A 25,078-nucleotide genomic window follows, 5' to 3' on the forward strand; every position below is an offset into this window, starting at 1 on the left:
AAACATTAAATTTTTCAGCCTTTACGGCACTTTTCAGCCTTTGATTTTTGCCATCACAATCTTAGTAACAGCCTTAGCATCAGCCTGACCTTTAGTCGCACGCATAACAGCGCCAATAATTGCACCCATCGGCTTCATGTTTCCAGACTTAAGCTTTTCGGCAACTTCAGGATCGGCTGCAAGAGCAGCGTCAACAGCAGCTTCCAAAGCACCGTCGTCGTTCATAACCTTGAATCCGTGCTTCTTAACAACTTCATCAGGCTTACCCTCGCCAGCCAAAACGCATGCAACAGTTTGCTTAGCGAGCTTATCGTTAAGATTGCCGCTTGCAATTAGCTTTTCAACTTGCGCAACGTCTTGTGGAGTAATAGGCAATTCTTCCAAAGTTACGCCACGAGTGTTTGCTTCGCGAGCAAGCTCACCAAGCCACCACTTTTTAGCACCAGCTGCAGTTGCTCCAGCCTTAACGGTTTCTTCAACCAAATCAAGAGCATCCGCGTTAAGAATATCGCGCATTTCAAGATCGCTAATACCCCATTCGCTTTGCAAGCGGTTGCGGCGCTCGCGAGGCATTTCAGGCATTTGCGCCTTCATGCGCTCAATATGCTCTTTAGTGATGTGAAGCATAACCAAATCAGGATCTGGGAAGTAGCGATAATCGTCAGCATCCGACTTCACACGACCGCCAGCAGTAGTCTGAGTTACCTCATCCCAGTGACGAGTTTCCTGCAAAATCTCGCCGCCTTCACTCAAAATAGCAGCTTGACGACGAATCTCATATTGGAGCGTCTTTTCGATTCCGCGGAATGTGTTCACATTCTTAGTTTCTGAACGCGTACCAAATGGATCGGTTGGCTTGCGACGGAGCGAAACGTTCACGTCAGCACGCATATTGCCCTGCTCCATGCGAGCGTGAGAAATGTTGAGAGCGCGAACAATATCGCGAATAGCACGCATGTATGCGCCTGCGATTTCTGGAGCGCGGCTGCCAGCGCCTTCGATTGGCTTAGTTACAATCTCGATTAAAGGCACACCTGCGCGATTGTAATCAACCAAAGAATGATTTGCGCCTTCAATACGGCCGTCAGCACCACCAACGTGCGTATTCTTACCAGCATCATCTTCAATGTGAGCGCGCTCAATCGGAACGCGGAACACGGTTCCATCTTCAAGCTCAACATCCAAGTAACCGTTGCCATTAGTAGGCTTATCGTACTGGGAGATCTGATAATCGCGAGGCATATCTGGGTAGAAGTAGTTCTTACGAGCGAACTGGCTCCACTCAGCAATTTCGCAATGCAATGCCAAACCAAGCTTAATTGCATAATCAACTGCAGCCTTGTTTACAACTGGCAAAGAGCCTGGCAAACCAAGACTTACAGGAGTTAGCTGAGTATTTGGCTCACCGCCAAAAGATACTTCTGCTGGGCAGAACAGCTTTGTGCGCGTGCTAAGCTCAACGTGAGTTTCCAAACCGAATACTGGATCAAACTGCTCAACAGCATCGGCGTATTTCATAAGTTTTTCAGCCATGAGAATCCTTCTTACTTAAGCTTTGCTTAACTTTACTTAGCCAATGAATCGAGCCAGCCAGCCTTAAGCGACTTCCAGATTGAGCCGCCCCACTGCTCTTCGAGAGCAGCTTCCAACGCTGCTGCAGGCTTGTACATCTTTTCATCATGGCATTGCGGAGCAATAATCTGAATGCCAACAGGCAAACCGTCGTCACTTAAGCCAGCTGGGAGACTCAAAGCAGGAACTCCAGCCATGTTTGCAGGAATCGTAGCAATATCGTTCATATACATAGAAAGCGGATCGTCCATCTTCTCACCAAACTTAAATGCCGTTGTAGGGCTTGTTGGAGAAATAAGAACATCTACTTTCTTAAACGCTTCTTCGAAATCGCGAATAATAAGCGTACGAACTTTCTGTGCAGAACCATACCAAGCATCGTAATAGCCAGCGGAAAGCGCGTAAGTACCGAGAATAATACGGCGCTTTACTTCGTCACCGAAACCAGCTTCACGAGTTGCAGCCATCATATTTGCGGCCGTCTGAGGCTTGTCTGCTGGCGGCATTACGCGCAAACCGTAGCGCATGCCGTCGTAGCGAGCCAAGTTGGAGCTAACTTCGGAAGGCATAATAATGTAGTAAGCAGCCAAAGAATAAGGGAAATGAGGGCAGGAAACTTCCGTAACCTCTGCACCCATATCCTTAAGCAGCTGCACCGCCTCATTAAAGCGAGCTTCAACGCCTGGCTGGAAGCCTTCGCCACTAAGCTCTTTAACTAAACCAACCTTCAAGCCCTTCAAATCACGGCGAGCACCCTCGCGTGCAGCCTGAGCCATTGGAGGAACAGGAGCTGGAATAGAAGTAGAATCGCGCCTATCGTTACCACCGATAATTTCCTGCAAAAGCGCAGAATCAAGAACGGTACGAGAAACAGGTCCAATCTGATCCAAGGAACTTGCCATAGCGATTGCACCAAAACGGCTAACACCGCCATAAGTTGGCTTTGCGCCGACTGTACCAGTTAAAGCACCTGGCTGACGAATAGAGCCACCTGTATCTGTACCCAAAGCAATAGGAGCCTCGAATGCAGCAACAGCTGCAGCTGAACCGCCGCCGGAACCACCAGGAACACGCTCAGTATCCCAAGGATTGCAAGTAGTTTGATAAGCAGAATGTTCTGTAGAAGAACCTTGAGCAAACTCATCCAAATTAGTCTTGCCGAGAATTGGCATGCCAGCTGCTTTGAGCTTTTCAATAACAGTAGCATCGTAAGGTGGAACCCAGCCTTCGAGGATCTTCGATGCTGCAGTGGTTGGAATGCCTTTAGTGACAATCATGTCTTTAATTGCAATTGGAACGCCTGCAAGCTCAGGCAAGCCTTCAGTCTCACCATTAGCGTTCTTAGCATCAAAAGCATCTGCCTGCTCGAGAGCAATATCTGCAGAAACATGCAAGAATGCCTTAATTTCTGGCTCTGCAGATTCAATGACTGCCAAGTGAGCTTCAACAAGTTCACGGCTAGAAACTTCTTTAGCTTTTACAGCCTTTGCCATATCGGCAGCAGAAAGTTTTACCAAATCTTGAGTATTAGTCATGTTTTTATTCCTCCCCCAAAATTCGAGGCGCTACAAACATGCCAGACTCACTTCTAGGAGCATCCGAAAGAGCTTCTTCTTGAGTCAAAGGTGTAGCAGGCTCATCTGGACGCAAATAAGCTTCCAAAGGCACTGGATTTGCAGTAGGTGGCACATCTTCGCCAGCAACTTCCTGCACTTTATTAATAGATTCTGCAATGACGTTCAATTCGCCTTGCAAGCGACTGATTTCTTCGTCGCTTAAAGCAATCTGGGATAAAACGCCCAAATGCTCAATTTCTTCGCGTGTGAATGTAGGCATAACCTCAACTATATGTGTGATACGTGACCTTCGTTAGTAGAAAAAAGCAATGTGGATAAAAGCTTTATGAGAATTATTTGTTGATTATTTTGTTTTATTGAGAAAGTACTACAAATTAATTCTTTAAGACTGAAGCAATTAAAAATTGCGCATGTGTAACACTAAATAATACTTGCACAAATATTTTGCATATATTTTCACAAAATTATCACGAATCAAAATACGTAAAATCCGTTCATTTTATCTGTCAACACGCCGAAACAACAAAACTGACGTAACAAAAAAGTGTTGGTATTTCAGCATTATTTAAACTTTTGTTTGAAACTTAAAAAATTATTTTAAACAATTATCGCATAAATAAAAAGTGTGTAATAATCGTGTGATGTGAGAAGCTGAAGCTGATGCACTGAAGCATATATATGCACTGAAGCACGTATTTGCAGCATCTCACTGAAAAAATAATTTGAAATAAAATCTAATAAAAATCGAAGGATACATATGAAGAGCACAAAGTTCTACCGTAATGCAGCAATGTTGTTGCTCGCGGGCGCGACTATTATTCCACAATGCTTAGCAGTTCCAGCAATGGCAGATTCTTCTGCAAAGCCTTCTGCACCAGCTGCATCTTGCGCAGCCAGCAAGGACTCGCTGAACAACTACTTGTGGGATTTGCATTACGATAAAACGAATATTCTCGCACGTCACGGCGAAACAATTAACAATAAATTCTCCAGCGACAGCTTCAACAAGAACGGCGAATTCGTTGTTGTTGAGCATCAGAAGAAGAACATCACCAATACAACGTCAAACTTGTCGGTAACTTCGGCCAACAATGATCGCGTGTATCCTGGTGCATTATTCCGCGCTGACCAGAATTTGATGGATAACATGCCAAGCTTGATTTCAGCAAATCGCGCACCATTAACTTTGAGCATTGATTTGCCAGGCTTCCACGGCGGCGAGAGTGCTGTAACTGTGCAACATCCAACCAAGAGCTCCGTTACTTCAGCAGTTAACGGTTTAGTTTCTAAGTGGAATGCACAATATGCAGCAAGCCATCATGTGGCAGCTCGTATGCAGTATGATTCCGCAAGCGCACAGAGCATGAACCAGCTCAAGGCTAAGTTTGGTGCTGATTTTGCAAAGATTGGCGTACCGCTGAAGATTGATTTCGATGCAGTACACAAGGGTGAGAAGCAGACTCAAATTGTGAACTTCAAGCAAACTTACTACACAGTAAGCGTCGACGCTCCAGATAGCCCAGCAGATTTCTTTGCTCCATGCACTACGCCAGAAAGCTTGAAGAACCGTGGCGTTGACAGCAAACGCCCACCAGTTTACGTGTCAAACGTAGCTTATGGTCGCTCAATGTACGTAAAGTTCGATACCACCAGCAAGAGCACTGATTTCCAGGCTGCAGTAGAAGCGGCAATTAAGGGCGTAGAAATTAAGCCAAACACCGAATTCCATCGCATTCTCCAGAATACTTCTGTTACTGCAGTGATTCTCGGCGGCAGCGCTAACGGCGCAGCAAAGGTTATTACCGGCAATATCGATACGCTGAAGGCTTTGATTCAGGAAGGTGCAAATTTGAGCACCTCTAGCCCAGCTGTTCCAATCGCTTACACTACTTCCTTCGTAAAAGATAACGAAGTAGCAACTCTCCAGAGCAACAGCGATTATGTTGAGACTAAGGTTTCTGCTTACCGTGACGGTTATTTGACCTTGGATCACCGTGGAGCTTATGTAGCTCGCTACTACGTCTACTGGGATGAGTACGGCACTGATATCGACGGAACTCCATACGTACGTTCTCGCGCTTGGGAAGGAAACGGCAAGTATCGTACCGCTCACTTCAGCACAACGATTCAGTTCAAGGGCAATGTGCGCAATCTTCGCATTAAGTTGGAAGAAAAGACCGGCTTGGTATGGGAACCATGGCGTACAGTGTACAACCGTACTGATTTGCCGTTGGTTCGTCAGCGCACAATCAAGAACTGGGGCACAACCTTGTGGCCTCACGTTGCTGAAACTGTAAAGAATGACTGAACTCATATTGCAATTGAGCATAAATAAATAAAACTGAAAAAATTAAGGACTTTATCTTGTAGCCAGTTACGAGATAAAGTCCTTAATTTTTTACACAAATAGGGTTTCTATTACATTTTTCGCAGTAGGATTTAGTTATGTTAGAGATACAAAATATATCCAAGTACTATAAAACAGCAAGTACTCAATGATATTTCTTTTGTAGCAGAAGATAGCAAAGTTACGGGATTTGTTGGCCCTAACGGTTCAATCAACTGCGCTATATTGCGCATTGGGACTCATAAAAGCCAATGAAGGTGAAGTATTATTCGACGGCGTCCCATACAAAAAGCTTAATTCCCCAATAAAAACAGTCGGCAAAGTATTAGATTTAAAAGCTAATTATAGAAATACTAGTTCTATAAAAAGCTCACATTCGTTGCAAAATATTGTAAAATTCCAAAAAGTCGCGTATCAGAGATTATGGATATTGCCGGAATCAGCTCTATGCAAAATATGAAAATCAAAGAAATATCAACCGGCATGCGCAACCACAACATGCTAAGCCTACTACCGAGCTACCATTGCCTGATACTTCATATATTGGCTCATCCTCAATTTGCTAAAAAGAAACAAGATGATTAGGATTCTCAAGAAAATACACAATGAGCTTAGTGCCAGAATTAGTGCCATCTATTATTACTATGGCTGCTTGGGCTATCGCGTTATTTGCAGCTGGGTGCTCTATTTCTAGCAAGAAGAAGAATTAGAAATTAGTATCGGCAAATAGTTGCAACAAATAAGCCCCGCTCACTTGCTCAGTAATGATTGCAATTGAACAGGGCTTATTTTATTTATACTTACTATGTTTAAATATCGCGATGCTTTTCAATAACGTAGCCAATTGCGTACATGACTACAGCCCAAGCGAGAACTACCAAACCGGACTGCCACCATTCGAAAGCAACATTTACATTTGATGCGAATTTTCCGTTAGAGCTAGAAGAATCACCCAAGAACTGACTTACAGCTGTGGCTGGCAAAAGCTGAGTAAGCACTAAAGTCCATTTTGCAAAACCACTTGAAATCACAATAATGCTAAGAACAGTAGGCAAAATCATCACAGCTCCAATAACGCACATAATTCCGCCAGCAGTTGACTTGCAAATCATGCCGAAGCCGTACGCCATTGCTGCCACAACAACCATAATTACAGGAGATCCAAGGAACAGCATAAGAGGTAATTGCCATGTTCTACTTCCAGACAAGCCTGAGATATTCTCACCCATAAATGCTAATTCTGCAGCAACTAATGAAACTGCCATTGCAATAAGTTGTACCACAAAAACGTAGATTGCGATTGCAACAAACTTAGCGGTAAAGAACATACCCCTTCGAGGTACAGAAGTAAGCGAAGCTTGAATTGAAGTTGTGGAATGCTCAGCTGTTATAGCAAGCACTGCAAAAATCGCAATAACAATCAAAGATATAGAGGCAAAACTAATAACTAAGTTGAAAATACCTTCTTGAGAAGAAATAAGGCTGCTTTTATCGCTCGGCCCCATGGTGACTGCACCGCTTGATTTGCTAGCAGACGCACCCTGTTTAGTAAAGTCAACTTTAGATATTGCTTTTTGCACAATCGCGATAATAAAGCTGAAAACTACAGGCAAAACAATGGCCAATGCCATGCACCACCAAGTGGATGCAAGCCCACGCAACTTAACCATCTCAGATTTAAGAGAGTGCATAAATGTAAGACGTAGGTGCTGAGCGTTCATGCTTCTGCCGGTTTTGTAAGAGTTGCTTGTTGCTTGATCAACAGATTGATTAACAGATTGATTAATTTGCTCACTCATTTTGCGCTTCCTCCATCTGCATATTGCGTTCCAGTCGCAGCAGTAGCATTTGGCAATGCTTTTGTTACGTACTGCTCTTGACCGTGCGTAAGAGCCAAATATGCTTCCTCAAGCGATGCGTGCTCTTGATTTAGCTGGTAAACCATAATTTGATTATCTGCAATTTCGCGAGCAAGTTGATTAAGCTCGCAACCTGTTACCTTAAAAAGTTCGCCTTCTTGAGCGTCTTGAGGCGTGCGCTTATCAGGCAAAATCTTGCATTCGGGATGATTTTGTGTAAGCACTTGCTTTAGTTTTTCACCTTCTGGAGTTACAAGTCGCACAGCGTGCTGAGAATGTGCATTAACAAAATCTTGTACTGTTGTGCGCTCCAAAATTTCTCCGTGCGCAATAATCACAAGATTATCTGCAGTAAGAGCAACTTCGCTCATTAAGTGGGAACTAAGTAAAATTGCACGGCCTTCGCTTGCATAATACTTGCATAATTCGCGAACCCACTTAACACCTTCCGGATCCAAGCCGTTAACCGGTTCGTCAAGTATGAGATTGTGCGGATCTGCTAAAAGAGCCGCAGCAATGGAAAGACGCTGACCCATGCCAAGCGAGAATGAACCTGCCTTGCGATTTTTTACACTAGTCAAACCAGTAATATCAATGACTTCATCGACACGTTTCTTTGATATTCCGTGAGTTAAAGCCAATGAATACAGGTGATTGTAAGCCGTTCGACCTCTGTGAGCAGACTTTGCATCAAGAACCGCGCCAACTTCCGTCATTGGGGATGTGATTTTTGCGTAAGGTTTTCCGTCAATAAGAGAAGTGCCACTATTGGCGTGAATAAGATTTAACGCGCAACGCATGGTGGTAGATTTACCAGCGCCATTAGGACCTAAAAAGCCTGTGACCTTGCCGTCTTCAGCGACGAAAGAAACGTCGTTAAGCACTGTTTTTGCGCCAAAACGCTTTGTAATATGTTGAAATTCTAACATAAATCAACAGTATCACAAATAAAAAAATAAACATCAAATGTAAGCGTTTATAAGTACAAGCTGCTACGTTTTAACTAATATTGCTGATGAGATTCTGCTGACAAAATTCTGCTACCGAAATTCTAATTAATATTTTATTAAGATTCAGCAATTTGGTACTGCATGCTGAGCAATCCACGCGTGCATAGAAACAGCTGCAGCAGCTCCTGCATTTAGTGAGCGAACAGAGCCGAATTGCGAAATATAAACAACGTCATCCGCCATCTCTAGTGCTTTTTTAGAAAGACCTGGACCTTCTGCACCAAAAAGCATAAGACAACGTCTAGGGAACTTGTAGGTTTCCATAGCAACAGCACCTGGAATAATATCGAGCGCTATAACGCGAGCGTTTTTAGCATCTTGTTCCTTGATATTTGCGATTTTTTCGGCTTCTTTATTGCCTTCTGCCTGCGCTTTAAGCAAAAGTTGATGCGCTTCTTCTGCTTCCCGTGCTATATTTTCGCGCCAATTAGTTACTAGAGTTTCAATAGTTGGGCAGCATTCAACGTATTGGTAAAGCTCAGTCATTAACGAGCCTTTGCGATTCCATTTATGAGGCCCTACGATATACACTTTTTTAGCAGTAAATGCGTTTGCAGTGCGAACCATAGAGCCTATGTTGAAATCGTGAGTCCAATTTTCTACAGCTACTTCAAACTCATGACGGCCCTTAGAATCGAGATCCGCTTTTATGGCTTCTACTTTCCAGTACCGGTAACGGTCTAGGACGTTACGCTGGTCGCCTTCGTCTAGTAATTCAGTGCTAAACCGCGCATCATAATTTGGCGATTCTGGATTATCTGGACGAGGTTCACCTGGATGCTCGTCTTCCCATGGGCCAACTCCTATAGGTCGGAATTCTGGCTCATCGGAAGCTTTTGCAGCCAAAGTAATTGGATTCGGTTCGTGCATGTGTGAGTTTTGCTCCGTTTAATACTTTTGCTTAGTATTGGCAGCTAGTAATTGCAACTAGTCTTGGCAGCCGTCAGTTGCGCAATCACCTGTGCAGCCTGACTTGCAGTGACCGCCACAGCAATTGTCCTCGCAGCATGGCTCAGTGCAACCATCGTGAGCGCAATCGCCCGTGCACTCTACTTTGCAATGACCACCGCAGCAGTTGTCTTCGCAACATGGCTCAGTGCAACCATCGTGAGCACAATCACCCGTGCACTCTACTTTGCAATGACCACCGCAGCAATGATCGTTGCAGCAATTGTCGTAATCTGCATCTGCACGTAATTCTTCTTCATCGAAAGCTTGAACAAATGCCATTTTAGTACTCTCCTCACTTATTGGATTTACTAATTGAAGATGCCTTGTGCCTTGTTCGTCGGCGTCAACACCACCAATTAATGCAACTATAGCAAGAATTTGCGCACCTTGCTGATGAACAATGCCAAAATCAAGACTTAATTCATTGTCGTGTCGTAAAGTCACAAGCGAAGAAGTTTGAACATACGATTTTTCAGAAAGCCAAGAGTCAAGTAACAATACTCGCTTGCCTTTAACAGACGGACCTTTTGTTGCAGGGAAAACAAAATCCATAACGAAGCCGTCGAGTGCAATTCCTTTACGTTCTGCAGCATGAATAAGCGCAAAAACCATCGGCACGGCAGCAGCAGTTAACGCTCCAACTGCGTCAACATCGCGTTCTAACGAATACCCAGCTTTCTCAATTGCATCAAAAAGAACATCACCAACCAACTTGGAGCCGCGCTGAGCAAAAGTAACAGAAAACAGTTCGCTAAATGGTTTTGCACTCATATCCGCACAAAGCATGCGTTTAAGTTCCGCGCGTTCCTCTTGTAATTCTGTCATTTTTGCACTCCTTAGCATTTAGAGTTCTTCAATTTTTGATGCTTTAATGTCTTTATGCTTAACGATCTTCTACTGATACTTCTGGAGCGCTCAGCTCTTTAACATCAGCTTTATCAGAGTCAATAAGATCTATTGAAGCAATAACTTTACTTTGATCTAACTTCTGAAGTTTACGCGCTGTTACCAACACTCGCGACTCAAGCGAGGAAGCAAACTTATTGTAAGCTGCAACCGTTCTTGCCAAAGATACGCCAAGTTTTGAAGCATTTTCTCCAAGAACTGCAAAACGATCATACAATTCTCGAGATAAATCGAAAAGTTCTTTTGCATCATCTGTAAGACTTTGCTGCTGCCATGCGTACGCAACAGACTTAAGCACAGCCCACAAAGTAACTGGGGAAGTGAGTGCTACTTTTTGCGCAAAAGCATCATCCATAAGTGTTGGGTCCGCCTCAAGAGCCGCCTGAAGCAACGCTTCGTTTGGAATAAATGCAACTACAAAGTCTGGTGCTGTTTCAAAAGCCTGCCAATACGCTTTAGCTCCTAATACTCGCACGTGCTCTCGCAAAGCCTTAGCGTGCGCTTTTAGAAGCTCACTCCTTCTAGCTAATTCTTCGTCACTTGCATTATCTGGTATTTCGCAAGCGCGCTGATAATCCGCATACGGAACTTTTGCATCAACTGGAATTGTTTTGCCTCCTGGCAGATGCACAACCATATCTGGCCTCTGCTGTTCGCCATTTACTCCAGTTACAACAACCTGCGTATCAAAATCAACATGCTCAAGCAAGCCTGCAGATTCAACAATATTCTTTAGTTGAGCCTCACCCCAAGCTCCGCGAACCTTATTATTTCGCAATGCTGCAGAAAGCGAACTTGTTTCGCGGTCAAGCCTTGTTTGCTGCTCACTTAACCCTTTAAGCTGAGTGCTTAGCACGCCCATTTCTTGCTTACGCCCTTCTTCAATCTGCGAAACTTTATTCTTCAATGCTTCGAGATTGTCTTTTACTGGAGCAAGCGCTTCCAAAACTTTACCTTGCTCTTTCAAAGTTTTTTCACGATTTAACCGTTCGCGTTCTTCTCGCTCTGCGCGCAATTGTTCTTCGCGATTCACTCGCAATTGCTCTGCCTGCTGCGCTTTAGCAAGTTCTGCTTCAACAAACTTTAATCGCTCAGCAAGCTGCTCTGCTTGCGTGCGATAGCGTATAGCCTGATTGCCATTTTCTTGAGCTTGAGCGCGCGCTTGTTCATACTGCGAGCGCAATTCGTTAAATTCGCGCTGGTTTACGCCATTAGCGCCTTGCGTTCCAGAGTTGTGCTTAACAATAGCCAGCACAACAATGGCGGTTATTACAACAGCAACCACCATTAAAACAAACATCACAATATTATCGAACATACGTTCTATTAAACACTATTGAGTTGACTTTTAAAACATAACTAGACACGTGCATTATCTAATACAAAATAGCGCGCTGTCTACTGGGGAATAATCCAACAAACAGCACGCTTTGTTTTATTTGACTACATTATTTGACTACATTAAAGAATGCAGGCACTACGCAATCTTTAGGGTCACATGGTCGCTAGTATTCTCACAATCTGCAACTACGCGAGCGCCATCATGCACCTTTCCAGAAAGCAACAATCGCGCAAGCTGGTCGCCAATTTCCGTTTGAACCAATCTGCGCAAAGGACGAGCACCATAAACTGGATCGTAGCCATGCTCCGCAAGCCAAGTGCGAGCAGAGTCACTCACATCCAAGCTAATGCGGCGGTCGCTCAAGCGTGCAGCCACTTGACGAACTTGAATATCCACAATTCCACCAAGCTCTTCGCGGCTCAACGGATGGAACATAACAAGTTCATCCAAACGGTTGATGAACTCTGGCTTAAACTCAGCGTGAACAGCGTTCATAACAGCTTTACGTTTAGCAGCATCGTCCAAGCCTTCTTGCACAAGGAATTGCGAACCCAAGTTTGACGTCATAATCAAAATCGTATTCGTAAAATCAACCGTTCTACCCTGACCGTCAGTCAAACGACCATCGTCCAAAACCTGCAACAAAACGTCGAATACTTCTGGATGTGCCTTCTCGACTTCGTCAAAAAGCACTACAGAATACGGACGTCTACGCACAGCTTCAGTAAGCTGGCCGCCTTCCTCGTAGCCAATGTAACCAGGAGCAGCACCGATAAGCCGCGATACGGAAGCCTTTTCCATGTACTCGCTCATATCAATGCGAACCATTGCACGCTCGTCGTCAAACAAAAAGTCAGCAAGAGCCTTAGCAAGCTCCGTCTTACCAACGCCAGTAGGACCCAAGAATAGGAACGAACCAGTCGGGCGATTCGGGTCTGCAATTCCAGCACGGCTTCTGCGCACAGCATCCGCTATAGCCTGAATTGCTTCGCTTTGACCAACCACACGCTTAGAAAGCTCCTTTTCCATGTTGAGCAGCTTCTCATTTTCGCCTTGCATCAAGCGACCAACAGGAATGCCCGTCCATTCGCTAACGACTCCTGCAATAGAATCAGCATCAACCTGATCCGGAACCATTGGCTCTTTCGCTTCACTCTTAGCGTTAGCAGCCTCGGACTCTGCTTCTTCCAAAGCTTTTTGAATGCTTGGGATTTCGCCATACAAAATACGGCTTGCTTGCTCCAAGTTGCCTTCACGCGTGAATTTGTCGGCTTCTACGCGCTTAGCATCGAGTTGCGCTCGCAAATCACCAACCTTGTTGTGACCAGCCTTTTCCGCATCCCAACGCGCTTTCAATCCAGCAAGCTTTTCGCGCGAGTTAGCTAATTCTTCTTGCAACTTTTCTAAGCGTTCGCGCGCAGCAGCATCTTCCGCTTTCTTTAATTGCATTTCCTCCATTTCAAGACGCGTAACTTTGCGCTGCAATTCATCGATTTCTTCTGGCTGAGAATCAAGCTCCATACGCAAGTGAGCTGCCGCTTCATCCACCAAATCAATCGCCTTATCTGGAAGCTGACGACCGGTAATATAGCGGTTTGAAAGCGTTGCTGCAGCTACGATTGCATCGTCACTAATCGTCACCTTGTGGTGCGCTTCGTAACGTTGCTTAAGTCCACGCAAAATCGTCACCGTATCTTCAACAGATGGCTCGCCAACAAACACTTGCTGGAATCTGCGTTCAAGCGCAGAATCCTTTTCAATATGCTCACGATACTCGTTAAGCGTAGTCGCGCCAACCAAGCGCAGCTCACCGCGCGCAAGCATTGGCTTAAGCATATTGCCAGCATCCATTGAACCTTCTGCAGATCCCGCGCCAACAACAGTGTGAATTTCGTCAATAAACGTAATAATTTGACCGTCTGATTGTTGAATTTCCTTCAACACTGCTTTTAAGCGTTCCTCAAACTCGCCGCGATACTTCGAACCTGCAACCATCGAAGCCAAGTCAAGACTGATAAGACGCTTGTTTTGCAAAGTCGTAGGCACATCCCCTGCAACGATTCGCTGAGCTAATCCTTCTACAACTGCCGTTTTTCCAACGCCCGGCTCGCCAATCAGCACAGGATTATTCTTCGTGCGGCGAGAAAGAATCTGAATCACGCGGCGAATCTCCTGGTCTCGTCCAATTACTGGGTCGAGCTTTCCTTCGCGAGCGCGCGCAGTCATATCAACAGAATACTTTTCGAGTGCTTTGTAGTTGCCTTCCGCGTCTGGGCTTGTAACTTTTGTGCCTCCGCGTACAGTTGGCACAGCTTTTCGCAACGCGTCTGCGGAAACGTTGTGCTTTTTGAAAATATCCGCAACTGCATTCGGCGCGCTCGCAACTATGCCAATAAGCATGTGCTCCGTAGAAACGTATTCGTCTCCCATTGCGCGCATTTCTTTTTCTGCCTGGCTTAGCGCAGCCAAAAGCTGACGGCTTGCATCTGGCTTAGTTGTAGTTGAGCCAGTAGATGAAGGCAATGACACTAATGCGTTGCGAATTTCAGCACCGATTTGTTGCGCATCTGCCCCCGTTTGCGCAATAAGCGCGCGAACGACGCCCTGCTCTTGACGAAGTAAAGCATCCACCAAATGCAAAGTGTCAACTTGCGCGTTGCCAGCTGCAGCCGCACTTTGCACAGCATCACTTAATGCGTCTTGCGCTAAGGTTGTAAACTTTTGTTCCATATCTACCTCACTTCCACGAAAGCTGTAAAACACATTTCAGTTAAGTCAAATCGCTGCAACTTTTGTTGCAACCTTTATTGCAACTCTCGTTGCAATTTCAAGCTTTTTGACGATACTTTCGAGTTCTAACGAGCTTTCACTTTCATGTATCTGATACGTATAACAGATTTTTCTATAACTTTATTCCTAAAACTTGAGTGTACTAGACTCAAGTTTTGAAATCAAGATTAAGGGCTATTCCCTAAAATCAATCACATGTTGCATATTTAAGGTGAAATTGCAATGTTTTACGAATATTTTATAGACTGACTTCTGCAAATAATCTACAATATAAATATATCGTCGGCGACATATTACAGGTAAAATTATCCACAATAACAATGAGGCTATTATGAATAAGAAACTTTTTAAAACAATTACAATTGCAGCTGTTTTATGCGTACTATGGCCTACATCTTCCGCTTTTGCCAAAGAATCATATGATGATAAATTATCAAATTTTGCAAATGCGTTACCCTATTACGTAAATAAAGAAAAGCTAGATAAAAGCGTGCAAGAAATAGCTCAATATCATCATTGGAGCAAAGAAAAAGCGCTCGATGCAGAAATGGAATTATTGCAAAATCCAAATATCAATAAATACCAACAAGATAAATCTTCCAGCCAAGCAACTATAGCGCTACCAAACGCTCAACATCGTGGTGATTTTTATTTCACTCCTGCAGGACTACATGGTCACACAGACATTTACTCGCAAAAAAATAAAATTGTTGAGGCAGTAGGACCAGGAGAAGTAGCTAGAGAAAAACTAGCTTCCGAGACTCTTGTAGCTCCAGGAGCAATAATACGTTCTGTTAATACATCTAATGCCAATAGAGCAAAAGCTGCAGATCGAGCTCGAACTTATATCGGTCGTGGATATAATAGTGCTTTCTTCCAACCGCATAAAAACGACTGGGGAGGACTACATTGCGCGCAATTAGTCTGGGCTTCTTATAAATATGGCGCTGGAATAGACATTGACGATGGCGACGATGAACTCGTCTGGCCTTGGGATCTTGAAAAAACAACAAAAGCCACAACATACAGAAAGCTTTGATGACAAGATGAAACAATTAAGCAAGAAGATAATTATTGTTTTACTGTGCTTTTCTGCCACCGTCATCGCATCAGCTATATTGTTTCTACTGTTTTGGCAGCAGATGCCTACACAAATTAGTTATAAACAAGCAAATCTTTCACATGCCGTTGGCGCTGTGGCAATAAGTGACATGACTGCCGGCAAAGAGAAGAAGCGAGATGGATTCATCGTATTACTCAACAACGATGGAACTTCTCAAACTATTACCACTTCTGCCATTGAATCTCCTAACATATTATGGAACACTGATGGTTTGTATTTCGTAGACGCTAAATTTGACTATTTCCTTGCCCAAAAAAGTAACATGCGTATTGCAATTAAACATCACAAAAAATTACCTGCTGCACAAGTTGGAATTTTTGAAAATAATCAGCACGAAGTTATTAGTGTTCTTGACCACGGTTTTACTCGCACTAGGAAAAATCAACTCGAATTCAATAGTATTACCCTTGGCAAACCGCGAAATACAGATATTATGCAATCACGTATATATGATGTATCGAGCGCTTGCGAGAGTGGCACGTACACCATTAGCCCCAGCGACAATGGAACTAATAGTTTTAATGGAACAAATGGATTCGTAATAAAAAAACTCCAAGATTCAATACCCGTAAAACATATACTCAAAGATTCTGAAACGACGGTACATAGTTTTTCTACGATAGGAAACGATACAGCTCCTTGCATTCGCAACACCATCATTTCGATTGGAGACACAACGGAATATAAAAAAGACGATCCTGAATTCACTTTCACCACGTACGGTATTAATCGGTGGAATACGCAATCAGGAAAATTCGATTTTATACCGCTAACCTTGCAAAATAAGCGCATAGCCTATAACTATGGGGAAAAACACGATTTTGAAAATATTTCATATGGGAATAGGACAATGCTCAATGATCGCGAGCTCTTAGCACTCGACCAAGGCACAGGCGTGCTGTATAAAATTAATACAATTACTGGGAAAACGCAAATTACATTTACCATCCCAGTAAATACTTCAAGCAAGTTCAATCCAAAAAGATATTGGATGCAAACCACTAAAAATGCTATAGCAATTTTAGATAACGCAAATGGAGAAAAGACACCACAATCTACATTGTATTTTCTTAACAAAAAGAATTTCAAACTACAACAAACCGTGCATTTTGATAACACAACAAGTAATCTTCTTGCTGGGAAAGTAGATGGATGCCATTTCAGCGATTTTGCAATTAATCCACAAATGTAGACGATTTGCTAAATTACAGTTTATGGAAAAACTTAGGGGTGTCTTACAAATAAGACACCCCTTCCTTTAACTCTTATTCACTTACAACAACGTTTCGCAAATAACCGATGCCATCTACGTGCACGATAGCTTCGTCACCTGCGCGTAAAGTCCCAGCCGGGTATGGAGTTCCTGTCAAAATCACATCTCCCGGAAGAAGCGTTGAGAAGCTTGAAATCGCAGCAATTTGCTCAGGAATACTGTGAATAAGTCGAGCTGTAGTTCCATCGGCTTCCGGCACATTTTTACCATTAAGCGTAAATGAGATATGCGCGTCTCGCCAATTTAGCTCAGTTGTAATCCATGGGCCTAGCGGGCAAGAAGTGTCGAAACCTTTTGCGCGCGTCCACATTGGGTCGCTACCTGCGCAATCTCGTAAAGTTACGTCGTTTACGCAAGTAAAGCCAAAAACGTAATCCATTGCAGTATCTGCCGACACATTTTTGGCGATTTTGCCCATAACAACAGCCACTTCTGGCTCAAAATTCATGTCGTTTGAGCAAGTAGGAATAACAATCGGATCGTCAGGTCCTATTACAGAAGTGCTCGGCTTTGTAAAAATCACCATATCTGCAGCAGTATGCGAAGAAGCCGCAGAAGAAGTAGCGCGCTCATCGTCGGAACGTGTATCGTAATTTTTTGCCAAGCCGTAAACTTTCGAAGGAATTACAGGTACAAGCAAGCGCACGCCATCCGCATCCAACGCGTAACGTTTACCAGTTGGTTTAACTCCTTGCGAGCTTAAAGGATGACCTTCAAGCGCTACTAAATAATCTTTACCGTCGGCTTTGTCTTTTTGAACGAAAGCGTATTGCGGAACTTCATTATATGAAAAACGTGCAATTCTCATAGTTCAAGATTACGCAGCACACTACACAAATGCGCGTGGGCCAAAGATTGCCGAACCGATTCTGACCATTGTTGAACCTTCGGCAATCGCCCACGCAAAATCACCAGACATTCCCATCGAAAGCTCTAATTTTACAGAGCTTCCATCATAATCTTGCACGAGTTGTTTACTCACACAATCTCTAATTTCTCGCAATTTTGCGAAACCGCTTCTCACTATTGTTTCATCATCCACGCGCGCTCCAAGCGTCATAAATCCGTGCAAATTAAGTGCCGGAAGACTAGATATAGCGAACGCTTCGTCAATCGCGCGTTCTGGCGCGCACCCCGATTTCGTAGCTTCTCCCGAAACGTTCACTTCCAACATAACGTCTACACAAAGTCCCAAATTTTGCGCGCGAGCAGATATCTTTTGCGCAAGTTCAATGCCGTCAACCGACTGAATACCATTTGCAAGTGGTAAAACTTTGTTTATTTTATTGCTTTGCAGTTGACCGATTAAGTAGAGCGGAATTTCGCCGTTTACACCAACGCTTAAACCTTCTCTAGCAGCTTGTGCGCGTAAAATTTCGGCTTTTGCAACGATTTCTTGTGGGCGATTTTCCCCAATTACTCTCACCCCAGCTTTAAGCGCTGCCATAATTTCGCCAACATCTCGCGTTTTAGTTGCGGCAAGTAGCGTAACCGACTCAGCTTTGCGACCATAATGCGATTCGGCTTGAGCAATGGCGTCTTGCACGCTGTGCACGCCGTCGGCAATTTGACGCGCACGAACACAATCAACCTCAGTATTCGCTAAATCTTTTTGCGCCATATATGCCATTTATTGCCCCAATCTATCAATCTAAATACATAGTTTAGTCGAGGAAGGGCACGGATTTGTCGGCTAGGTTTGCGCGAACAGAACCCCACGGCGTGTCAAGGCTTTTAAATAACGCAAGCGCATCGTCGGCACTCATATCTACAGGCTGATTTTGACCAGGCTTTTTGTATCCCAAAAGATACATGCAATAGCCAATCATGCGCTCGGCACTCCAGCCAGATTCACGAAGAGCACCGACGTCTAGCGAGTGCTTACTTTTTGCAAGTCGCTCGCCTTGTGCGTTATCAATCAGCGGTAAATGCGCAAATTGCGGACGCACATAGTGCACGCCATAAGCCGCAAAAAATCCCGATTTTTCAAGCAGCTCACCAATCCAAATTTGAAGCGCTGCCGAACGAAGCAAATCGCGGCCGCGCACAATATCATTTACTCCGCTCAAAACATCGTCAACAACAACCGCAAGCTGATAAGAAAAAACGCCATCCGCGCGGCGAATCACCATATCTCCCAAATCGCGATTAATGTTAAACGATTGCGCGCCAAAAATCGCGTCTTCAAAACTCACATTTGCTTGCAGCGAATCAGCAGACGGCACTGCAAGTCGCAAAGAATGTTGCTGGTTATTTTGCAAACGCCTTTCGATTTGCGCCAAGCCTTCCGCAGTTTTGCACAGATTTCTGCACGTACCCGGGTAGCGTATAAAACCGTCGCCTTCTTGCGGAGCTGCGATTGCACGAATATCGGAACGCGAGCAAAAACACGGGTAAATCAACGAATTTCCGTCAGCATCTTGCAAAGATTCTAACGCATCAAGAGCTTCTTGGTAGATTGCAGTGCGCTCATGCTGATAAGTCGGCTCGCCGACCCAATCAAGACCAGCCCACTTCAAATCGTCAATAACTCGCGCGCTAGCATCTTTCGGCATTCGCGCAATATCAAGATCTTCCAAACGCAAAAGCATGTGGCCACCCTGCGATTTTGCAGAAAGCCACGCAGCCAACATTGCTACCATGTTTCCAATATGCATACGCCCGGAAGGAGTCGGCGCAAAACGACCAATTGCAATAGTTGACTTCGAAAACATGATTTCGTCTTTCTTAAAATCTTTTCCAATATTTTTCTTAATAAGCACAAGCTTGCAAAGCATAAGCTTGCAAAATAAAAAGCGCGTAACGCATTCATACTAGCATTACGCGCTTCTTACAATCGCAATAAACCGCAATCAATCACAGTTAAAAGCAAATGTTTTATGCAAATAACGACTTATACATAACCACACCCAAGATTGCGCCGGCAATAGGAGCAATAACTGGAATCCACGCTTCACCCCAGCGAGAAGATCCCTTGTGCGGAATTGGCAAAATTGCGTGAAGCAAACGCGGCATAAGATCACGAGCAGGATTCAAAGCAGGACCAGTTGGACCACCCATAGAAGTCACCAAGCCCCAAACAACGAAGCCAACGACGATTGAAGCGCCAGCCAAATTCTTCTCACCCCAAGGAGAAGTAAGGCAGCAAAGTGCAGCTAAAACAAGCACAAGCGTGCCGAAGAACTCGTTAAGGAAGTAGTTAATTTTGTTGTTATACGCATCCGTAGTGCAGAAAGTGCCAAGAATTGCTTCTGACTCCTCAGTTTCGTTGTAATGCGGCAAATAAGTTACGTACACAATAAGCTGACCAACCAGCGCGCCTAAAAGCTGAGCTACAATATAAGGCGCAACGTTAGCCCACGGGAACATGCCGTTTACAGCTTGCGCAATTGTCATAGCAGGATTGATATGCGCACCTGAGATTCCGCCAAACATGAGCACTGGGAACATCACGCCAAAACCGTAGCCCATAGCAATATTTAGCCAGCCAGCATGGTGTCCTTTAGTATTTTTTAATTCAACGTTTGCTACAGCACCGTTTCCGAAAATCATGAGAATAGCAGTGCCAATAAATTCTGCAGCCAACATTGCCATAAACGAATGTTGCATGGTCCTTCGATCCTTCTTACTTGTTTCAAACTCCACACACGTAATCACGCGTATAAATAACGACTCGTCGCTTAACAATCGTCCAACAACTCGCAATTGCGATTAGCACAGCATGGAACACAATATATTCTCATTTTCAAAGAAGCTAAGAAAATGAATTCCAACATTTATTCTTTGATAGTTTCCCTTATACGCGCGACAGTCTGCGTAAATAGTAAAATCGCCCTCACACCAAAAGAGGCCCGCCACCTTGGCGAGCCTCTTATCTACAAAAACAATATCTGCGGTTTCATCTTCACAACATCCTCGTTGCAACGGTTAAAGTCTTAAATATCCCGTCCAACGTCCACGGATTTCATATCCATACACTTTTGTGGGTTACCGCTATCTCTTTTTTGTTTTTGTAATTATTATTATCATCGTTTTTTGCCTAATAGTAAAGAGCAAATTAGCCTTTGTTAACATATTGTCACTACTGTTCAATTGCACACGAAAAATCGCAACTCTTGCGGCATTTTGTGAACATGCAAAGGTTATCATGTTAAATTACGTTCGCATGAGACACACTCCGGCGTGTCGCAAGATATTTTTAGAGCGCAAAGCAAGCAATAAAATCGACACTCAGTCGCGCACTTCCCTTGCAACGCATACAATTACAGAATATGGTACAAATTTTTGACGCTCCCTCAAAGGCGATACTGCGCGGTCAAATTGCCGAACACATCGCCGAAGATGAAAAGGCAGAAAAGCGTGAAGCTCGTGAGGGTGAGCTACCGTTGCCAAAAGATCGTTTCTTCGACCGAGAATTAAGCTGGTTGAAGTTCAATCGTCGCGTGCTCGAGTTGGCTCAGAATACAGATTTGCCACTTCTTGAACGCGCTAATTTTGCTGCTATCTTTGCGTCAAATCTCGACGAATTCTTTATGGTTCGAGTTGCAGGATTAAAGCGCAGAATAGATTCTGGAATAGCAGTAACTGCAGCATCCGGCTTAAGCCCTCGTCAGCAATTGCGCGCTATTAGTGAAGTAACTCACCGCCGTCAAGATGAGCACGCTCACTATGTTATTGAGCACATTCTTCCTGAGCTTGCCAAACAGCGCATTGTGTTGCTCAGCTGGGATAAGCTTACAGAATCAGAAAAAGCACGTTTGTCTGATTACTACAAAAAGCAAGTATTCCCTGTTCTTACGCCTCTTGCAGTGGATCCTGCTCACCCATTCCCATACATTTCCGGCAAGTCTATTAACTTGGCTGTTATCGTCGAAAATCCAAATTCTGGAAAGTCGCATTTTGCTCGCGTAAAGATTCCAGATAATTTGAATCGCCTTGTACCAGTTGACGATTTAACAGACGAAGAAGGTCGCGAAGAGCGCTACGGCTTCATCACTATGGAAAAGCTGATTGCAGCACACTTGGAATCACTTTTCCCAGGAATGATTATTAAGGAAGCTCGCTCTTTCCGCGTTACGCGTAACGAAGATATTGACGTTGAGGAAGACGATGCAGAAAACTTGCTTAACGCTATGGAGAAGGAACTTCTTCGCCGCCGCTTTGGGCCGCCAATTCGTTTGGAAATTTCTAACGAGGCCAGCCCATTCCTTTCTCAGCTTCTTGCAAATCAACTTCGCGTAAGCCCTGAGGAAGTCTATCGCTTGCCTTCGCCGCTTGATATGACGGTATTGTTTGAATTGCAGGCGCTTGACCGCCCAGATTTGAAGTATCGTCCGTTTATTCCTACTACGAACCGTCAGATTGCGGAAGTTGAAACTAGCCACGCTCAAGATATTTTCGCTTCTATTCGCGAGCATGACATTTTGTTGCATCATCCTTACGATTCGTTCTCTACTTCTGTACAGGCATTCCTCGCGCAGGCTGCTGCAGATCCAAAAGTGCTTGCAATTAAGCAAACTTTGTATCGAACGTCTAGCAATTCGCCAATTATTGACGCTCTTGTTGACGCAGCTCACGCTGGCAAACAGGTACTTGCGCTGGTTGAGATTAAGGCACGATTTGACGAGGACGCAAATATTGCTTGGGCTCGTAAGCTTGAGCGCGCAGGCGTTCACGTTGTGTACGGCATTGTTGGTTTGAAGACTCACTGCAAGCTTTCACTCGTGGTACGCCAAGAAGCAGAAGGGTTGCGTCGCTACTGCCACGTTGGCACAGGTAATTACAATCCTAAGACTGCTCGCCTTTACACTGATTTGGGGTTGCTTACTTGCGATCCTGTAGTCGGACAGGATTTGACTCGCTTGTTTAACCAGCTTTCCGGTTATGCTCCAAAGTCAAGCTTCCATCGCTTACTTGTAGCTCCACGAACCGTTCGCACTGGCATTATTCAGCGTATTCGCCGCGAGGAAGCCGCAGCTCTTGCTGGCAAGGAAGCGTGGATTAAGATTAAGGTCAATTCCGTAGTTGATGAGCAAACTATTGACGCTTTATACCGTGCTTCTCAAGCTGGCGTGAAGATTGATATTGTTGAGCGTGGAATTTGCTCACTGAAGCCTGGCATTGAGGGATTGAGTGAGAATATTCGCGTTCGCTCTATTCTTGGCCGATTCCTTGAGCACAGCCGTATTTACGCATTCGCTAATTCTTGCGGTCCGCAGATTGGTGACGGCCCTGCAAGCGGCCCAGAAGTTTGGATTGGCTCGGCCGATTTAATGCACCGCAATCTTGACCGCCGCGTTGAGACGCTTGTCCGTATCAGTGCGCCTGATCAGGTTGAAGCGTTGATTCAGTATATTGATTTACAAATGGCTGATTCTACTGTTTCGTGGTGGATGGATGGCGACGGCACGTATACCTTGCATTCTCGCGATAAGGAAGGTCGTCCGCTCGTAGACAGCCAGGCTTACTTAATTCATACTCACACACGTAAGCCTCGCGGTGCGAACTAATCGCAAATAACTAATAAACAATAAGCAAGAGCCAGATTCAGTAACATGTTTCTGGCTCTTGTTGTGTTTATTAACCCTTTATAATCTGGCTAAATCTCAAGTATTCCCGGCAATAGCCGAAATTTCTACAGCACCATTTGCCAGTTTTAGGAAGTTTTTTACGCCATAATTTGCCAGTTTTAGGAATTTTGGGTTATATAACAAAATATCTGACTTACTCAGCACATCTGTATCACAGTCATAACTTGTGGTATCACAGTCGCGGAAGCCAGAATGACTGTCATAGATCTACGCATCTCGGTCAAAATACATAAGATCACTGTCAAAATATAGCCAATCACGTTCAAAATCAAAAAATGACAGTCATGTATACGAAAATCACTGTTACGAACGAGAAAAATGACTGTAACAACACTTATATCACAGTCATGACTGTGATAAACGTAAGCAGCGCAAATATACAAAAATCAGCAACTAAATTGATTCTAACCAAATGAGCAAATAATCGAATTGCAATAAATAACCAAGCACAACTAAAAATTGCGAAAGAAAACCGCTAAAATAGTGAATATGAGTGCAGTAACGACGCAATACGTTGAAGCAGCTGGCGGAATTATTTATCGCAAGCGCAATACTACAAACAGCTCAAATGCAGATGAAGAGACAAAAACAGGCAGCAATGCAATAAATCCAAACCATGCGAATAAGCCAATCAGCGCAATAAAGTCTAGCGACGACGATTTTGAGCTTTGCCTAGTCTACCGTCCTAAATATGACGATTGGAGCTGGCCAAAAGGAAAGAATGAGCCAAACGAATCGCATCGCCACACAGCCGTGCGCGAAGTTGGAGAAGAAACAGGATATTCAGTCACACTAGGCCCACACATTGCCAAAATAGAGTATCCGCTTGAGCGCGAAGGCAAAAAATCTTCCAAGAACAGCTCATCAAATAGCAGCCAAAATCGCAATTCTCAGCCGGAAGTAATAAAGCGAATCCACTACTGGATGATGCGCTTAATCGACAAGCCAACTGCAGCAAAGCGTCTCCCTGCTTTCGGACCAATTAAGCCAGCAAAACCTACTGAAATTGGCAATGTTTTATGGCTTACTCCTTCTCAAGCGCGAAAAAAGCTTACGCACGATAGCGACCGTGAAGTGCTAGACGCTTTCTTAGAAAAGCTCCACGCAGGTAAAGCAGAATACAGCACGTTGCTTCTAGTGCGTCACGGAAAAGCTGAGTCTCGAAAAACTTGGCAAGGAAGCGAAGCGACTCGACCAATCACACCTCTTGGAGCAGCCGCATCATACGCTCTAGGACGCGAGCTTGCCTGCTACGCGCCGAATAAAATCATATCGTCACCTTGGAAACGTTGCGTTGAAACGGTTGCGGCTTTTGCGCACGACTCTTCACTTCAAATAGAACAGGTTGCGGAACTTACTGAAGACCATCACGAGAAACAACCAAAATCTACATTGTCTGTGCTTATAAACGAAATACAAAATCTTGAGTGCAACGCACAAAATACAAGTAAAACTAGCAATGTAAGCACAGCCAACAGCGCAATCGCATCCAACAACGCAACCGTCATGTGCTTGCACCGCCCAGTGATTGGCACTTTCTTCGATTATTTGCGCGAAATAACAAAACCTAGAGCACACAAGCGCATACTCAGCCAAAAATCTCCATACATGCCTACAGGAAGCGCAATAGTTTTGCACATAATTAGTACTCCTAAGGGTGCTCGCATTATTGATATTGAAAAGGTTCTGCCAAGTGTCTACTAGTTTAAATTCTCAATCGAGTTCTATTCATTCAAGC

18 protein-coding genes are annotated in these 25,078 nt (G+C 44.3%); 5 read left to right on the forward strand and 13 right to left on the reverse strand.

The genetic code is table 11. From position 1 onward, the window contains the following. Positions 1–33: 33 nt before the first annotated feature. From gatB to gatC, 3 genes are read right to left on the reverse strand one after another with little or no spacing between them, the layout of a single operon-like run. Positions 34–1,533, reverse strand: a complete 1,500-nt coding sequence (gene gatB / locus P0108_RS01870) for an Asp-tRNA(Asn)/Glu-tRNA(Gln) amidotransferase subunit GatB (RefSeq protein WP_473730710.1) — start codon at positions 1,531–1,533, stop codon at positions 34–36. Positions 1,534–1,565: 32 nt separating this feature from the next. Then, entirely contained in the window at positions 1,566–3,107 is a 1,542-nt protein-coding gene (gene gatA / locus P0108_RS01875) for an Asp-tRNA(Asn)/Glu-tRNA(Gln) amidotransferase subunit GatA (RefSeq protein ID WP_102155533.1), read from the reverse strand. Positions 3,108–3,111: 4 nt separating this feature from the next. Beyond that, on the reverse strand, positions 3,112–3,408 hold the full coding sequence (gatC, locus tag P0108_RS01880; protein ID WP_004105888.1) for an Asp-tRNA(Asn)/Glu-tRNA(Gln) amidotransferase subunit GatC: 297 nt from the start codon (positions 3,406–3,408) through the stop codon (positions 3,112–3,114). Between the two features lie 498 nt (positions 3,409–3,906). Here gatC and vly point away from each other — a divergent pair, with 498 nt between their 5' ends. Continuing rightward, positions 3,907–5,457 (forward strand): cholesterol-dependent cytolysin vaginolysin, encoded by a 1,551-nt coding sequence (vly, locus tag P0108_RS01885; RefSeq protein ID WP_248893054.1) that lies wholly within the window; start codon positions 3,907–3,909, stop codon positions 5,455–5,457. 848 nt (positions 5,458–6,305) lie between these two features. Here vly and P0108_RS01890 read toward each other — a convergent pair. The 6 genes from P0108_RS01890 to clpB all read right to left on the reverse strand — a co-directional run bounded on the left by P0108_RS01890 (position 6,306) and on the right by clpB (position 14,294). Then, a complete protein-coding gene (locus tag P0108_RS01890) occupies positions 6,306–7,295 on the reverse strand; it encodes an ABC transporter permease subunit (protein ID WP_076002565.1) in 990 nt (329 codons plus the stop codon). Further along, a complete protein-coding gene (locus P0108_RS01895) occupies positions 7,292–8,284 on the reverse strand; it encodes an ATP-binding cassette domain-containing protein (RefSeq protein WP_004110073.1) in 993 nt (330 codons plus the stop codon). The genes P0108_RS01890 and P0108_RS01895 overlap by 4 nt, the downstream gene beginning before the upstream one ends. Before the next feature lie 144 nt (positions 8,285–8,428). After that, positions 8,429–9,235 (reverse strand): TrmH family RNA methyltransferase, encoded by an 807-nt coding sequence (locus P0108_RS01900; protein WP_473730711.1) that lies wholly within the window; start codon positions 9,233–9,235, stop codon positions 8,429–8,431. 57 nt (positions 9,236–9,292) lie between these two features. Beyond that, entirely contained in the window at positions 9,293–10,141 is an 849-nt protein-coding gene (locus tag P0108_RS01905) for a hypothetical protein (protein WP_473730712.1), read from the reverse strand. A 58-nt stretch (positions 10,142–10,199) separates the two neighbouring features. Next, positions 10,200–11,540: a DNA recombination protein RmuC gene (locus P0108_RS01910; protein WP_004105862.1), complete on the reverse strand. Its 1,341-nt coding sequence runs from the start codon at positions 11,538–11,540 to the stop codon at positions 10,200–10,202. A gap of 159 nt (positions 11,541–11,699) precedes the next feature. Further along, positions 11,700–14,294 carry an ATP-dependent chaperone ClpB gene (gene clpB / locus P0108_RS01915; RefSeq protein WP_473730713.1) on the reverse strand — a complete coding sequence of 865 codons (2,595 nt, stop codon included), beginning with the start codon at positions 14,292–14,294 and terminating at the stop codon, positions 11,700–11,702. Positions 14,295–14,685: 391 nt separating this feature from the next. Between clpB and P0108_RS01920 the strand changes: the two genes are divergently transcribed. Continuing rightward, positions 14,686–15,393, forward strand: a complete 708-nt coding sequence (locus P0108_RS01920) for a cell wall hydrolase (protein WP_421782903.1) — start codon at positions 14,686–14,688, stop codon at positions 15,391–15,393. Beyond that, complete coding sequence (locus P0108_RS01925; protein ID WP_473730714.1) at positions 15,329–16,669, forward strand: hypothetical protein; 1,341 nt, start codon at positions 15,329–15,331, stop codon at positions 16,667–16,669. The genes P0108_RS01920 and P0108_RS01925 overlap by 65 nt, the downstream gene beginning before the upstream one ends. Positions 16,670–16,742: 73 nt before the next feature. On the opposite strand, the gene P0108_RS01930 is transcribed toward P0108_RS01925, so the two are convergent. The 4 genes from P0108_RS01930 to P0108_RS01945 form a co-directional block, all read right to left on the reverse strand. Next, positions 16,743–17,558, reverse strand: coding sequence for a fumarylacetoacetate hydrolase family protein (locus tag P0108_RS01930; protein WP_473730715.1), 816 nt, complete (start codon positions 17,556–17,558; stop codon positions 16,743–16,745). A 21-nt stretch (positions 17,559–17,579) separates the two neighbouring features. Next, positions 17,580–18,380, reverse strand: coding sequence for a YggS family pyridoxal phosphate-dependent enzyme (locus P0108_RS01935; RefSeq protein ID WP_102155545.1), 801 nt, complete (start codon positions 18,378–18,380; stop codon positions 17,580–17,582). Positions 18,381–18,414: 34 nt separating this feature from the next. After that, positions 18,415–19,464 carry a glutamyl-Q tRNA(Asp) synthetase gene (locus P0108_RS01940; RefSeq protein ID WP_473730745.1) on the reverse strand — a complete coding sequence of 350 codons (1,050 nt, stop codon included), beginning with the start codon at positions 19,462–19,464 and terminating at the stop codon, positions 18,415–18,417. A gap of 163 nt (positions 19,465–19,627) precedes the next feature. Beyond that, positions 19,628–20,359, reverse strand: coding sequence for an MIP/aquaporin family protein (locus P0108_RS01945; protein ID WP_012913721.1), 732 nt, complete (start codon positions 20,357–20,359; stop codon positions 19,628–19,630). 662 nt (positions 20,360–21,021) lie between these two features. Here P0108_RS01945 and P0108_RS01950 point away from each other — a divergent pair. Together P0108_RS01950 and P0108_RS01955 are read left to right on the forward strand one after the other, a co-directional pair. After that, positions 21,022–23,259: an RNA degradosome polyphosphate kinase gene (locus tag P0108_RS01950; RefSeq protein WP_116431984.1), complete on the forward strand. Its 2,238-nt coding sequence runs from the start codon at positions 21,022–21,024 to the stop codon at positions 23,257–23,259. A gap of 570 nt (positions 23,260–23,829) precedes the next feature. Further along, on the forward strand, positions 23,830–25,044 hold the full coding sequence (locus P0108_RS01955; RefSeq protein ID WP_174182789.1) for an NUDIX hydrolase: 1,215 nt from the start codon (positions 23,830–23,832) through the stop codon (positions 25,042–25,044). The last annotated feature ends 34 nt before the right edge of the window (positions 25,045–25,078 follow it).

The organism is Gardnerella sp. c10Ua_244, assembly GCF_055818055.1.

Excerpts from the sequence above, each read along its gene's own strand:
- gatB (WP_473730710.1), bottom strand. The coding sequence starts at position 1,533 with ATGGCTGAAAAACTTATGAAATACGCCGATGCTGTTGAGCAGTTTGAT.
- gatA (WP_102155533.1), bottom strand. The coding sequence starts at position 3,107 with ATGACTAATACTCAAGATTTGGTAAAACTTTCTGCTGCCGATATGGCA.
- gatC (WP_004105888.1), bottom strand. The coding sequence starts at position 3,408 with ATGCCTACATTCACACGCGAAGAAATTGAGCATTTGGGCGTTTTATCC.
- vly (WP_248893054.1), top strand. The coding sequence starts at position 3,907 with ATGAAGAGCACAAAGTTCTACCGTAATGCAGCAATGTTGTTGCTCGCG.
- P0108_RS01890 (WP_076002565.1), bottom strand. The coding sequence starts at position 7,295 with ATGAGTGAGCAAATTAATCAATCTGTTAATCAATCTGTTGATCAAGCA.
- P0108_RS01895 (WP_004110073.1), bottom strand. The coding sequence starts at position 8,284 with ATGTTAGAATTTCAACATATTACAAAGCGTTTTGGCGCAAAAACAGTG.
- P0108_RS01900 (WP_473730711.1), bottom strand. The coding sequence starts at position 9,235 with ATGCACGAACCGAATCCAATTACTTTGGCTGCAAAAGCTTCCGATGAG.
- P0108_RS01905 (WP_473730712.1), bottom strand. The coding sequence starts at position 10,141 with ATGACAGAATTACAAGAGGAACGCGCGGAACTTAAACGCATGCTTTGT.
- P0108_RS01910 (WP_004105862.1), bottom strand. The coding sequence starts at position 11,540 with ATGTTCGATAATATTGTGATGTTTGTTTTAATGGTGGTTGCTGTTGTA.
- clpB (WP_473730713.1), bottom strand. The coding sequence starts at position 14,294 with ATGGAACAAAAGTTTACAACCTTAGCGCAAGACGCATTAAGTGATGCT.
- P0108_RS01920 (WP_421782903.1), top strand. The coding sequence starts at position 14,686 with ATGAATAAGAAACTTTTTAAAACAATTACAATTGCAGCTGTTTTATGC.
- P0108_RS01925 (WP_473730714.1), top strand. The coding sequence starts at position 15,329 with ATGAACTCGTCTGGCCTTGGGATCTTGAAAAAACAACAAAAGCCACAA.
- P0108_RS01930 (WP_473730715.1), bottom strand. The coding sequence starts at position 17,558 with ATGAGAATTGCACGTTTTTCATATAATGAAGTTCCGCAATACGCTTTC.
- P0108_RS01935 (WP_102155545.1), bottom strand. The coding sequence starts at position 18,380 with ATGGCATATATGGCGCAAAAAGATTTAGCGAATACTGAGGTTGATTGT.
- P0108_RS01940 (WP_473730745.1), bottom strand. The coding sequence starts at position 19,464 with ATGTTTTCGAAGTCAACTATTGCAATTGGTCGTTTTGCGCCGACTCCT.
- P0108_RS01945 (WP_012913721.1), bottom strand. The coding sequence starts at position 20,359 with ATGCAACATTCGTTTATGGCAATGTTGGCTGCAGAATTTATTGGCACT.
- P0108_RS01950 (WP_116431984.1), top strand. The coding sequence starts at position 21,022 with ATGGTACAAATTTTTGACGCTCCCTCAAAGGCGATACTGCGCGGTCAA.
- P0108_RS01955 (WP_174182789.1), top strand. The coding sequence starts at position 23,830 with ATGAGTGCAGTAACGACGCAATACGTTGAAGCAGCTGGCGGAATTATT.